Source organism: Paraburkholderia sp. J11-2, from assembly GCF_905220185.1.
In the GTDB taxonomy this organism is placed as follows: domain Bacteria; phylum Pseudomonadota; class Gammaproteobacteria; order Burkholderiales; family Burkholderiaceae; genus Paraburkholderia.
This window is the reverse complement of record NZ_CAJMYY010000009.1, coordinates 43018-55530: the sequence shown is the minus strand read 5'-3', so window position 1 is coordinate 55530 and position 12513 is coordinate 43018. Positions and strand designations below refer to the sequence as shown.

General features: G+C 63.7%; 10 protein-coding genes. 7 read left to right on the top strand and 3 right to left on the bottom strand.

From position 1 onward, the window contains the following. Nucleotides 1-32 precede the first annotated feature (32 nt). The 3 genes from U5A57_RS14450 to U5A57_RS14440 all read right to left on the bottom strand — a co-directional run bounded on the left by U5A57_RS14450 (nucleotide 33) and on the right by U5A57_RS14440 (nucleotide 4826). Complete coding sequence (locus U5A57_RS14450) at nucleotides 33-554, bottom strand: (2Fe-2S)-binding protein (protein ID WP_321911868.1); 522 nt, start codon at nucleotides 552-554, stop codon at nucleotides 33-35. Beyond that, nucleotides 551-3331 (bottom strand): xanthine dehydrogenase family protein molybdopterin-binding subunit, encoded by a 2781-nt coding sequence (locus U5A57_RS14445; protein ID WP_321911867.1) that lies wholly within the window; start codon nucleotides 3329-3331, stop codon nucleotides 551-553. Before U5A57_RS14445 ends, U5A57_RS14450 begins: the two co-directional genes overlap by 4 nt. A 142-nt stretch (nucleotides 3332-3473) precedes the next feature. Then, a complete protein-coding gene (locus tag U5A57_RS14440; protein ID WP_321911865.1) occupies nucleotides 3474-4826 on the bottom strand; it encodes a formylglycine-generating enzyme family protein in 1353 nt (450 codons plus the stop codon). Nucleotides 4827-5151: 325 nt separating this feature from the next. Here U5A57_RS14440 and U5A57_RS14435 point away from each other — a divergent pair, with 325 nt between their 5' ends. The 7 genes from U5A57_RS14435 to U5A57_RS14405 all read left to right on the top strand — a co-directional run bounded on the left by U5A57_RS14435 (nucleotide 5152) and on the right by U5A57_RS14405 (nucleotide 12505). Continuing rightward, entirely contained in the window at nucleotides 5152-5577 is a 426-nt protein-coding gene (locus U5A57_RS14435; protein WP_321911864.1) for a DUF4399 domain-containing protein, read from the top strand. A 51-nt stretch (nucleotides 5578-5628) separates the two neighbouring features. Further along, nucleotides 5629-6054, top strand: a complete 426-nt coding sequence (locus tag U5A57_RS14430; protein WP_028204268.1) for a DUF4399 domain-containing protein — start codon at nucleotides 5629-5631, stop codon at nucleotides 6052-6054. A gap of 325 nt (nucleotides 6055-6379) precedes the next feature. Next, on the top strand, nucleotides 6380-6658 hold the full coding sequence (locus U5A57_RS14425; protein WP_321911862.1) for a hypothetical protein: 279 nt from the start codon (nucleotides 6380-6382) through the stop codon (nucleotides 6656-6658). A gap of 125 nt (nucleotides 6659-6783) precedes the next feature. Beyond that, a complete protein-coding gene (locus U5A57_RS14420; RefSeq protein WP_415774630.1) occupies nucleotides 6784-8256 on the top strand; it encodes an efflux transporter outer membrane subunit in 1473 nt (490 codons plus the stop codon). Nucleotides 8257-8433: 177 nt separating this feature from the next. Further along, nucleotides 8434-10296, top strand: coding sequence for an FHA domain-containing protein (locus U5A57_RS14415; protein WP_321911861.1), 1863 nt, complete (start codon nucleotides 8434-8436; stop codon nucleotides 10294-10296). A 22-nt stretch (nucleotides 10297-10318) separates the two neighbouring features. Next, entirely contained in the window at nucleotides 10319-11704 is a 1386-nt protein-coding gene (locus tag U5A57_RS14410; RefSeq protein ID WP_321912247.1) for an HlyD family efflux transporter periplasmic adaptor subunit, read from the top strand. A 48-nt stretch (nucleotides 11705-11752) separates the two neighbouring features. Next, nucleotides 11753-12505 (top strand): peptidylprolyl isomerase, encoded by a 753-nt coding sequence (locus U5A57_RS14405; RefSeq protein ID WP_321911859.1) that lies wholly within the window; start codon nucleotides 11753-11755, stop codon nucleotides 12503-12505. Nucleotides 12506-12513 lie beyond the last annotated feature (8 nt).

Here is a 12513-nt window from a genome sequence, read left to right as displayed (position 1 = left end):
CAGCGCGCACAAGCGGATCCGGAAGCCCATGGTCATCCTCCGCTCTTCATCTGCATTTGTGCGACTTTGCGAATCGCTTCCCGGTATTTCACATAGCCTGTGCATCGGCACAGGTTTCCCCCCACCCAGGTATCGATTTCCGTGTCGAGCTGATCTGCGCTGATACGGTACGCCTTCAAGTGTTCGAGCATGGCGGTCGCCGCCATCAGAAAGCCAGGCGTGCAGTAGCCGCACTGAAACGCGAAAGATTCAAGGAAGGCCTGCTGCAGCAGCGAGAGCCTGTTGCCGTGCGCGAGGCTCTCCACCGTATAGATGTATTGATTCGCCACCGCGCTCACGGGCGTGACGCACGCCAGGGTCTTTTCCATCAGCGCGTCCTGGCTGCTGCGCATGCCTACGGTGCACGCACGGCACGCGCCAATGCCACAACACACCTTGGTCCCGGTCAGGTCGAGGCGCTCGTGAAGGAATTCAGCGAGGCTCATATCGGTATCGGCGGCCGGCACCGTGACCGCGTGTCCGTTCACGTGAATCTTGACGTCGCCTTCGCTCACTTCAGGGCCTCGCGTATCTTGTCGGGTGTGACGGGGGTGTCCCTGAAACGATGCCCGGTTGCCATGGCCAGTGCGTTCAGCAGCGCCGGTGCGATGGGACACATCACGGCCTCGCCGATGCCGCGCGCGCTGTGATGCTCTTTGCCCGCGGGCGGCGGCAGCGCGATGAGTTCCTGGCGCGGAACGTCGGCCATACGCGTGATGAGGTAGCGGTCGAGATTCCACGTGCCGTTGCCGGGACCGTGATTGTCGAGCGGACACGATTCGCTCAGCACATTGCTCATCGCCATGGCGACCGCGCCTTGCGACTGGCCTTGCACGATCTCAGGACATATCAGGCGGCCGGCGCTGAGCGCCGTGACGACATGCTCAACCTTCACGCGCCCGCTCTCGGGGCTCACGGATACCGCAACAAGCGCAGCCGAAGGCGCATAGCTCGAGCGCCCGAAGCCGACCCCGTTCGGCGGTTCCAGCAACTCGCCGTGAGGCAGGCTCTCGAGGTGGTGCGTATCGGTGCCAACGGCGATGTAGTCGCACTCCATCTCGGCCGGACCCGACTCGAACGTGTACTGGCTGCGCCAGAATCCACCCGCATAGGTAATATGCGCGGCGGCCACGGTAGGCAAGTGCTGGCGATTGATCTCGTCGAGCAGCGCTGGCCAGCCGATCGCCTCGCGCCCGGGGGCGCTCAGCTTGCCATTCACCCACCTGAGGTCTTGCCGATCGACGTGCGGGTTATGCCAGATTTTGCGCGCGGCGGGCAGCACGCTTTGCAGCAGCAACACCATGGCGGCGCGGTCCACGGCCTGAAAGTGCTGGAATGCACCGAGGCACGCGCTCGAAGAGCCGAACGGGCTCGAAATGGGGTAGCTGCGGCTGTCGCACCATTTGCCCAGAACTTTGTAATTGAAATCCGGTATTTGAAAGGCATCGACCTCGTTCATGGTGATGGCCTGCGCGTTCTGCCCGAGGCACGCGGCGGGCGCGAGCGCCAGCGTCGTCGCTGCGCCATTGCCCATGTCCGTGTAGTGCGTGAGCACGTGCAGGCCCGCATTCGGTTGAATCTGGACCATCGCGAATACGGGGTCCTTCGCGGTGCCATACGCCTGGTTCGACATGGCCAGTCCGACGCCGTATCGCAAGCCGTGCGCGTGCCGTTGCGCGCGCACGCTTTCCCTGCTGCGCCATAACTCGTGCGCTTCCAGGCCGTTCAGCAGGGCTTCGAGTTGAAGGTCGAACAGGATGGGCGCGCCAGTGAGCGTTTTGCCGCGGCCCTTGGCAAGCAGGTTGTTGCGCCGGATCTCGAACGGACTCTTGTGCAGCGCCTGCGCGGCTTCGTCCATGAGCGTTTCGATAGCGAGGTAAGCCTGGGGGCCGCCGAAGCCGCGCTGCGAGCCGCCGAACAGATCGGGCGTATAGCTCACGGCGCTTTGCGCACTCGCGCGCGGAATGTTGTAGCAACTCATGGCGCTCATGGCCGCGAGGTCGCCAACGGCGCCCGAGAGGTTCTGCTTGCCGCCGCCATTGAAGGTGAACGAACTGTCGAGCGCCTGGAGCTTGCCGTGACGGTCGAGCCAGATTGTCTCTGTGAACGCGGTGGCCGAACGCTTCAACCCAACCTGAAACTGCTCGTAGCGAGACTGTTGCCAGCGCAGCGCTCCCTTGGCGAAGGGCGCGGCGAGGGCGAGATAAACGGGAAAATTCGAACTGTCGCGGCCGCCGAATCCGCCGCCCGGGTAGCAGCTGATCACATGCACCTGCTTGACGTCGATATTGCTCTTGTAAAACACGTCGCCTGCGGCGATGCCGTCGCCACGCGGCGATTGCGTGCCGAGAACCAGATGCAGGCAACCGGTGTCCGTCTGAAACCAGGCCAGTCCCGACTCCGGCTCCATGAACATCGGATCGATTGCGGGCGTCGTAAAAGAGCCTTTGAACGCGCGCCAGGCGTTGCTGTCCACTCTCGTTGCGACCCGATTCAGCAATTCGCTTCTTTTCTTCTTGCACGTCTCGATGAATGCCTGACTCGGACGTCCCTTGGTGTCCACGTCCATCAGGAGGTTCGAAAACGACGTGTCGTCGTCGCGCACATAGATCTTGTTCGCGGAGGCATACCAGTCGGTCGGCGCGGCGCGCTTCGATACCGTTGCGCCATAGCGGATCACCGAATCGTTGAAATCGAGCAGCTTCTTTGCGTGGCGATACGTGTCGAAGTTTTCGAAGATCAACAGGGCGACGGGCTGGCCATAGCAATTGGCGGGTTGCCCCTTTTGTGCAAAGAGGAAGATATCCTCGTGCTGTAACGGATCCGGCTCAGAAGCCAGATAGATACGATTGTCATTCAGCGTCTGGTTGGATACCACGGCAATCGGGCGAAGATCATGCGGCAATACGCTCAGGTCGAAGTCTTCGAAATTCTTGTCGACGCAATTGCATCTGAGCGCGTATAACCAGTTTTCTTCTTTCGGCCAGCCGTCGAAGTCGCGCGCCTTGAAATCGCGCGCATAGATCTTCGCGCCTGTGACCTTGGGTACACCCTCGATTCGCCAGCGCGCCTTGCCTGGCTCCGGCGCCCAGTCGGGCGCGCCATTCGGTGCTTGCGGGGTGGCGTGGGCGCTTGTCGCGGTATTCGGGGTATTTGCGGCGGGGCCAGCGGCCGGGCGCTGCGAGGAACAGGCGCCCGTGAAAGCGGTAACGGAGCTGACCGAGATCGTGAATGCGCCACTCCCCATGGCTTTGAGGAATGTCCGGCGGGTGATCGGAACATCGCAAGCCATGTTGTGCCTCCACGTACGGTAGTCAGAACCTTACGCGTGTGCTCACAGGTTTCGAGCGGCTGCCCATAGTCTATGAACTGCACCAGGCAAATTCAAGGCAGCGGCGCTGCGCTTGCCTGCGAGACCTGCAACGTTTGCCGCGCTATTTCATGTCGCGCGCGACGCGAAAACCATTGGCTTCGTAGCGCACGCTGCTGTCGTATTTGAAGCGCGTGGCAGCGAGCATATAGCCGGCGCCGTCACGCCACGAGCCGCCGCGAATCACGCGCGTCTGGCAATTGGGCTCGTCCCACGAGTGGCCGTCGCTCGGAGCGTTCTTGTACGAGGTGTGCCAGCAGTCGCTGACCCATTCCCAAACGCCTCCGGCCATGTCATAGAAGCCGAACGCGTTGGCCGAAAACGAGCCGACGTCGTTGGGCGCTTCGACGTGCCACGGCGGCCCGCAGTCCTTGCAGTTCGCCGTGCCCTTGCGCATGTCGTTGCCCCACCAGTAGCGCGTCTCGGTGCCGGCGCGCGCCGCATATTCCCATTCCGCCTCCGTCGGCAAGCGGTAGGGCTTGCCGCTGATTTTCGAAAGCCATTTCACGTATTGCTGCGCGTCGTCCCAGCTCAGATCGCGCACGGGTGCATTCGGCGAGACGTTATTCTCGTTCGACAGGCGCGGGCAGGCGCTGGCGGCGACGCACGCGTCCCACTGCGCCACCGTGACCGCATACTTCGCGAGCGCATAGCTGTGGCTGATCGTGACGCGGTGCGCGGGCCGCTCCGATGCGTCGTCGTTGTCGATGCCCATGGTGAAGGCGCCGGGTGTTACCGCGATGAGCACCGGGCAAGATGGGCAGTCCTGAATGTCGTGAGGACCGGGTTTTGAAATGGCAGGGTTGCCCTTCGCAGCCACGGCGGCTGCGGCCGTTGCCGCGGCCGCTGCGGGCGGGGCCGAGGCGGGCGCCGCCTTGGTCTGCGCGGCTGGCGGGGCGGCTGGGGGCGGCGGCGTCTTGGCCTGAGGTGCTGGCGCCGGTGCGGGCGCGGGAGCGGCGGCGGCGGGACTGCTAGCCGGGTGCATGGTGGACGTTGTGCTCGCAGCGGACGCCCCAGCCGGTTTCGATGCTTCCGCATGCAAACGTGCCAGGCGGGCCTGCGCGAGCGGTGCGAAACGACCGTTCGGATAGGCCTTGAGGTACGCCTCATAGTCGCTCGGGTATTGACTGTCCTTGATCGAATTCCAGAACGTGATTTCGTATTCCTGGGAGGTGTCTTTCGGCATCAGGCCCACGCGCACGATCGCGACGCCGTAGCGCTGCCGCGCACTGCTGGCCGTGGTGACCCGCTCATGTGTGCCGAGGGTGGTTGTGTACCCACCAGGGTTTTGCGGCTCGAAACGCGGCTGCACGTGAACCGGTGCCGAGCGCGCATGCGCAGCCGGCGCGGCTGAACGCAGTGTCGAGGTCAGGCCGAGCGAGATCAACAGGCACACAGGCAACACTAGCCGCCTCATGTTCGTTCTCCCTATCAGGTGCCAGCCGAGTTGCCAGCCGAATTGCCAGCCCAGGTGGCAACCCCAGGCATCATCGCCTTTCAATGCCGACGGTGCGCTACCCCGCTGCAGTCGCCCGCCGCGCTCGCGTGAGACGCGGGCCGCCGCCGGAACAGGCACTGCCTGCGCACAACTACAAAATAGCACGCACGCCGGGCGATGCAGTAACTCGGTGGCAAGCGCGCGCCGCGCCGATTATTCTCCATCCGCTTGAATCCGACCTAAGCTGTAGAACACGCACCGAACTCCAAAGCCGTGCGCCGTCTGCCGAACAAGGAGCACGAAGATGCAACGAAGAGCAACCCTGTTGGCCCTGGCAGCGGCCGTTCTGATGCCGCGTCTCGCGTTCGCCGAGCGCACGCCTTCCCCGCCGGGCGCAGAGGTCTACATCATCTGGCCGCCGGACGGCGCGACGATTCCGACCGGCAAGTTCTGGATTCGCATGGGGCTGCGCAACATGGGCGTGTGCCCCAAGGGGATCAACAAGGCGAATACCGGCCATCATCACGTACTGATCGACACGGACCTTCCGCCGCTCGATCAGCCTATCCCGTCGGATCGCAACCATCTTCATTTCGGCGCGGGCGAAACCGAAGCGCGGATCGAGCTGCCGCCGGGCAAGCACACGCTGCAGTTGCTGATGGGCGATTACAAGCACGTGCCGCACGATCCGCCGATCTACTCGAAGAAGATCACGGTCACGGTGAAATAGCGAAGGACATCGGTCTTTAGCCGCAGCGCAAAAGAAGCGGGAGTGCATGCCATGAACAGGTTCCTCGTTTTTGCTGCCAGCCTCGTGCTGCTCGCGGGCGGTGCGGCGCATGCAGGCACGACGCCGGCCGACCCGAACGCGCACGTCTATATAGGCTGGCCGAACGACGGCCAGGTGATGCCGGCCGGGCGGCCATTTCGCGTGTGGTTCGGCCTGCGCAACATGGGCGTGGCGCCCGCGGAGGTCGAGTTTCCCAACACGGGCCACCACCACTTGCTCGTCGATACGGACCTGCCGCCGATGGATCAGCCCATTCCATCCGATCGCAACCACCTGCACTTCGGCGCCGGTCAGACCGAAACCACGCTTCAGTTGCCGCCGGGCAAACATACGCTGCAGCTGCTGATGGGCGACGCGCACCACGTGCCGCACAACCCGCCTGTGTACTCGAAGAAGATCACCATTTACGTTAAGTGATCCATACGAATCTGTCGCACACGCGAACGTGACGTGCGAACGTTTGCGACGCTTTAACGTCACGCAGTTCACCCGTGTTCGCAGCATGCCAACATAAGTCGCGCAACGCGTTGGCGCGCACCCATCACACCACACGCCAGGCGAGCGCCAGTCGCTGCGCGTGAGACACCGGAAATTCCAGAGCAATCCTTATGCAGCGGGCAATGCGCCGCCGTGCACCCGCTCGCGCGCGCACCTGGCACGGCGCATGCCTTGTTGGACCCGAGCCCGCAACCTTGCAGCTCAAAACCCAAACACTGTTGCATTCCTTATCTGGAGAACTGCCATGAGCAAGCTGATGATTGCAGACCTGAGCGGCGCACAAGAACTCGACAGCCGTGAAATGAGCGCCGTGCGCGGCGGCGGCCTGGGCTTTGGCCCGCTGCCGATCTACTACCCGAGCATGCCGAGCGTGAAGGTCAGCAGCACCAACTTCACCGCCGAGCAAGTGATCGGCCAGACCAACAGCATCATGAGCAACACGGGCAACGACGTGGCATTCGTGACGGGCATCGCCTCGTCGACCAACCCGATGCAAACGGCGCACAACACGATCAACTTCTGATCGTGCTGCCAGCCGTGGAGGCTTACCCCGCCTCCACGGCGCCGCCCACCACCGCATCCGTTGCACACCGCGCTTATCGCCACACTCGTCGCCGCCTTCCGCTTAAGGAGTCGATCGTGAACACACTGCTCTCGCCGTCCGCCGCACACGTATCAGGCGGCGCGTCGCGTTGGCTGACCCGTTTCGTCGGTGCGGCCGGGTTGTGTGCCGTGGCGCTGTGCGGCTGCACGGATCTGAGTACGCCTGTGTATCGGCGTCCCGACATGCCTGAGAAGGACGCCTGGGCGCATACGAACCGCACGTTTTCCGCGGCCGATACGGTCAATCCGCAGTGGTGGAAAGAGTTCGACGATCCCTACCTGAATACACTCATCGAGAAGGCGATTGCGGGCAATGTCGATATCCGGGTGCTGGCGGCGCGCATTGGCGTGGCCGGCGCGCAGATCGGGGAAGTGCAGGCCGGTGCACTGCCCACGGTCGACGCGGGCGCGGGGATCGACTATGAGAAGAGCACGGGGCTAGCGCTCTCGAAGACCTACAACGTCGCGACTCAGGTGAATTGGGACATCGATATCTGGGGCAAAGTCGAGAAAAGCGTGCAGGCCCAAAAGGCCGAGTATCACGCTACCGAAGCGGATTGGCGCGCAGGCTATTTGACGCTCGTTGCGAGTGTGGCGAGCACTTATTTCCAGATCCTGCAGTTCGACGACCAGATCCGCGACGAGGAAGACACGCTCAGAAGGAACAAACAGATCCTCACCATTTACCAGCAGATGTACGCAAACGGTCTGGCGCCCAAAACCGAAGTGCTGCGTCAGGGCGCCGAAGTCAACGGCGTGGCGAACGAGCTGCTGGAACTGCACCGCGAGCGCGATACCGCCGAAAACGCGCTTTGCACGCTGGTCGGCGTGCCCGCGGGCGAGTTCAAAATGCCGGCGGGCCAGTTGCGCGAGCGCGTGAAGCTGCCGAACGTGCCCATGGGCCTGCCCGCGCAGTTGCTGGGGCGCCGCCCCGATGTGGTGGCGGCGCAGTACCGCATTCTCGAATCGTATGATCAAGTCGGTTCCGCACGGCTCGCGCAACTGCCGACCCTCAGCCTCACGGGCCGTGCCGGTACGGCTGCGTTCTCGCTTTCCGATCTCTTCAAGGTGTTCACGCTGAGCTTCATGCCGAGCATCAACTTCCCGATGTTCGACCCGGGCGTGCACGCCCACATCAAGACGACCGAAGCCGAGAGCAAGGTTGCCGAGGAGCAGTATCGCCAGGTCGTGTTCACGGCGTTCGAAGAAGTCGAGAACGCGCTCGTGAATCTCGACGCGCATAAAAAGCAACGCGTCGAGCTGCTGCAGCAAAACGAGCGTCTGCGCACCGTCGCGGCGCAGGTCGAGGCGCAGCTCAAAGAAGGGCTCGTATCGCAGCTCGAAGTATTGGAGTCCGAACGTTCGCTTGCTTCCGCGGAACAGTCGCTTCTGGCCAACCATGAGCAGATTCTGGCCGACACTGTCACCCTCTATAAGGCGATCGGCGGCGGCTGGCCCAACGTCGATGTGGCCAACGTGGCCTCGAATTCCGCTGTGTCGGCAGCGCCGGTCAAGTGAGCGCGCTCGTGACGGCGGGCAACGCCAGTTGTTTGACTCCAGCCAACAGTCGCCTACACTTTTCTAACACCCCGACCGCCATGTGCGAGGCGCGCGGCTTCTCACGGAGAGTCAGTGCGCACGCGGCGCTTGCGCCACGCGCGGCCTGGCTGACAATTGCTGATCGCTGGCGGAATCATGGTGCCTGACGCCGCTTCCCTTGCCGAGAACCAGACATCGCTCGAGCGGACGTTCGATATCGTGCTGCGGCCGATATCGCATGCGGAGCTGGGCGAGATCCGCATCGACAAGGATCTGTTCGCAGTTGGGCGGACACAGCCGCCTTTTGCCGAGGCGCGGCCCGAGGTCGTCGTGGATGTGTCGCGCCGTCACGCGCGCATCTTCCGCGAGGGCGCGTCGGCCTACGTGGCCGACCTGGGCAGCAAGAACGGCACGGCGGTCAACGGGATCGAAGTCACCCAGAAGCCCCACGTGCTCAACGACGGCGACGAACTCAGCTTCGCCGGCGCGCTCGCGTTTCGCGTGAGTTTTGCGCCGCGTGCGGCGCGCGCGGCCGTACGCGCAACGGTGGTGACGCTCACGCCAGAGCGCGCCGATCTTGGCTTGCAGCAGATCGTCGTCACCAGTTTTCCGTTCCTCGTCAGCAAGGCCGACGAGACGTTCTCGCAGTACCACGACGCCTATCCGCACCAGGTAAATTATTTGTCGCGACGTCACGCGCACATCTATGCCGAGGACGACGCGATGTATGTCGAAGACCTCGGCAGCACCAACGGCACGTTCCTCGACGGACAGCGGCTCGACGACCACGCAGTCAGGCTCGAAGACGGCCAGCGCATCGCATTCGGCGGCGAGCACTTCGTCTACCGCGTAAGCCTCGAAAGCACGAGTGCGAGCGACGCCACCGTGACGGCGACGCGCGAGCGCCGCGCCAGCGTGCTGGCGGAAGACGCCGACCGCACGACCTTTATTGGCAGCGCGCACTCGTTTCTCGACATCTTTTGCACGCCCCCCGCACCCGCACAGGACGACGAGATCAATCCCGATGCGCCTCAGCAGGCGCCAGAACCGGGCCACGATGCGAAACGCCGGCGCGGCCGCATCGAGGTCTTCCTCAGCGAGTTGAGCGAAGCACTAGGCGGCAGCGGCAAGATCAACATGGGCGCGTTCGTGCGGTGGGGCGGCGGCGGGCTCGCCGTGATCGTCGCGCTCGTTGCGCTCACGTATTTCCAGGGCGCCCCACAGCGCGACATGCAGGCCCTGCTCACGAGCGGCCAGTTCGAAAGCGCGGCGCGCGTGGCCGACCAATACCTCACGCGCCACCCGAACGACACCACGTGGCGCGCGATGGGGACAGAAGCGCTCATCAAGGCCAACGTACCCGACTGGGTTGCCGCGATCAACGCGCGTGCGTTCGATCGCGCGCGCGCCATCGTCGAAGACATGCGCACGCTCGCGCGCCACAATCCGGACGCCGCGCCGCTCGTGGAAAACATCGACTGGATCGGCGCGCTTCAGTCGTTCGTGCAGGGGCGCGAAGGCCCGCAAGCGCCGATTCGCATCTACCGCGACGAGGCGCCGATCCACACGTTGACGAGCCGCTGGAACGACGACCCTGGCGAGCATCAGCGTGCATTCGACCGCATCTCGGCCTACGTGCCGGCGTTTGCCACCGTGTACGCGGACTCGCTCAGCCACTTGCGCAAGCTGCAGAGCGACGACTCGGTCTATGTGGCTGCGCTCGATCGCATCCACGAGGCGATCGACAGCGCGCTGGCGAGCGACCGCTTCGACGCGCTCAATACGATGCTGAGCGACTATGCGCAGCGCTATCCGCGCCTTGCGGGGCTCGACGCCGTGCGCGCCGACATGGAGCAGTATCAGCAGATCGATAGCGAGGCGCATGCGGGCCACGTGCAGGCCGTGCACGACCGTCTGGCCGCCGCCCACTTCACCACGCCGCCGTTCGCAGCCCATGCGGGCGCGCTCGAAAAGCTTGCGCTAGCGGGAGGGCACGGTGAATCCGTCCCTGCTCATTGAGCGCTTGCGCAAGGCGTTCGGCATGTACGGTTCGCATGCCGCGCCCGAACCGCCGCGACCGCTTGGCGAGGCGTTGGGCGACCATAGCGAGGAGGGCGTGGCGATTCTCACCGCGCGCCCGTGGCGTCTCATTGAAGCCACGATCATCACGATGGTTGCGCTCGTGGTGTGCGCGCTCTTATGGTCGTTTGTCGGGCGCGCCGATGTGATCGTCAGCGCACAAGGCGCGCTTGCTCCGGAGTCCGAAGTGCGCCGTATCTATGCACCCGTGGACGGCGAGCTTGTGGATATCTATATCGCCGAAGGGCAGCCCGTGGAGAAGGACGACGTGATCGGACGCATCAACGCGCGTGGAGCGATTCAGGCGGCGACCAACGCGCTCGATGCGCGCTTGAAGCTCGACGACGCTGAACGCGACTGGAAGGAGTTCCCCGAGAAAAAGGCGCTGATGGAGCGCAAGGCAGAGGCGCTCAAGGCGCAGATGGACGTTGAAGAGCATATGCATCAAACGCGCGTTGCGGAAGGCACGAGCAAGCTCCAGCAGGCCGAGAACGCCCAACTCGACGAGGCGCGCGGCAATATCGACAACGCGCGCCACGTGCGCGACCTCGCGAAGGAAGACGAGAACAAGTATGAGCGCCTGTTCGCGCTTCCGGGCGGCGGCGGCGTGTCGCAAAGCCAGGTCGAGGAAAAGCGCAGCGCGTTCGTTCAGGCGGACAATAATTACCGCATCGCGCAAGCGCGGCTCACCGAATTGCAGGCGCAAACGAGCCACGACTTCGCGCAGGCGACGGCGCAACTCGAAGGCAGCGCCGGGCAGCTCACGTCGCTGCGCATCGAATACGACGCGACCGAGCGCGAAATCGCCAATACCGAGGACAAGCTGCGCCTGCAGGTGCAAACCGCGCGCCTTGCCGCCGACGCCGCGGCGCGCATCCGCTTCGAGAACATCGACAAGGACAACTTCCTGCTCGTGCTCGCGCCGGTCTCGGGTGTGATTACGGACGTGACGACGACGCAGCCCGGCGACAAGATCCAGGCGAACACGCCGCTCGGGGGCATTGCGCCAGCCAATGCGCGCCCGGTCGTGAAGGTCGCGATACCGGAGCAGGACCGCGCGTTCCTGCGCGAGGGCTTGCCGGTCAAGCTGAAGTTCAACGCGTTTCCGTATCAGCGCTATGGCGTGGTGGACGGCACGCTCGAATATATTTCGCCGACCACGAAGCCGCAGGCGCAGACCAAGGAGCCGGTGTACGAAGGGCGCGTGCGGCTCGCGCGCGACCATTTTTCGATTGGCGGCGCGACGTATCCGCTGCGCTACGGCATGACGGCGACCGCCGAAATCGTGGTGCGCGAGCGGCGCCTGATCGATTTCGCGCTGGACCCGTTCCGGCAAATTGCGGGTTGAAGGCGCTAACCCGCCCAGAATTCGGGTATCAGAACTCAGGGGAAAGCAATGACGACAATCGTACGGATCGACGATGAAGCGATCGGCACGGAAGATTTCATTCGCGTGCTGAAACTCACGGGGCAGTTCGAAAGCCTGGTCGAACAGCAGGTGCGCGACCGGCTTACGGTCATCGCCGCGAAGAAAATGGGCGTGCAGGTCGGGCCCGACGAAATCCAGCAGCGCGCCGACCAGTTTCGCCGCGTGCGGGGGCTGCACCGCGCGGCGGACATGAACCGCTACCTCGATGTGTTCGGTATCAGCCTCGACGAATTCGAGCACTTCATTACCGACACGCTCTACCAGGAGAAGACATTTAACCTGATCTGCAACGAAGATGCGGTCGACAGCTATTTCAAGCTCAATTCGCCGAAATTCGACAGCATCGAAGTGAGCCACATCGTGGTGGACTCGGAAGGCAAGGCGCGTGAAATCATGTCGATTCTCGAGGACGAGCCGCAGGCATTCGGCGAAATGGCGCGCGAGCATTCGATCGCGGACACGAGCGAGCGCGGCGGCGTGATCGGCAAGGTGCTGCGCGGGTCCCTGAAAACGGACATCGAGGCCAAGGTGTTCAATGCGCAGGTTGGCGACCTGCTCGGGCCGTTTCCCGCGCCGGATGACTCGTTCTTCGAGATTTTCTGCGTGACGGCGAAGCATCCGGCGTCGCTCGAAGCGGACGTGGCTTCCGAGGTGCGGCGGCTCTTGCGCGAAGAGTGGCTCGCGGAGCGCGCGCAAGAACATATCATCGACGCGCACTGAGCGCGCAG

Coding starts and splice junctions, on each gene's coding strand:
- U5A57_RS14445 (WP_321911867.1), bottom strand. CDS start 3,331: ATGGCTTGCGATGTTCCGATCACCCGCCGGACATTCCTCAAAGCCATG.
- U5A57_RS14440 (WP_321911865.1), bottom strand. CDS start 4,826: ATGAGGCGGCTAGTGTTGCCTGTGTGCCTGTTGATCTCGCTCGGCCTG.
- U5A57_RS14435 (WP_321911864.1), top strand. CDS start 5,152: ATGCAACGAAGAGCAACCCTGTTGGCCCTGGCAGCGGCCGTTCTGATG.
- U5A57_RS14430 (WP_028204268.1), top strand. CDS start 5,629: ATGAACAGGTTCCTCGTTTTTGCTGCCAGCCTCGTGCTGCTCGCGGGC.
- U5A57_RS14425 (WP_321911862.1), top strand. CDS start 6,380: ATGAGCAAGCTGATGATTGCAGACCTGAGCGGCGCACAAGAACTCGAC.
- U5A57_RS14415 (WP_321911861.1), top strand. CDS start 8,434: ATGGTGCCTGACGCCGCTTCCCTTGCCGAGAACCAGACATCGCTCGAG.
- U5A57_RS14410 (WP_321912247.1), top strand. CDS start 10,319: ATGTACGGTTCGCATGCCGCGCCCGAACCGCCGCGACCGCTTGGCGAG.
- U5A57_RS14405 (WP_321911859.1), top strand. CDS start 11,753: ATGACGACAATCGTACGGATCGACGATGAAGCGATCGGCACGGAAGAT.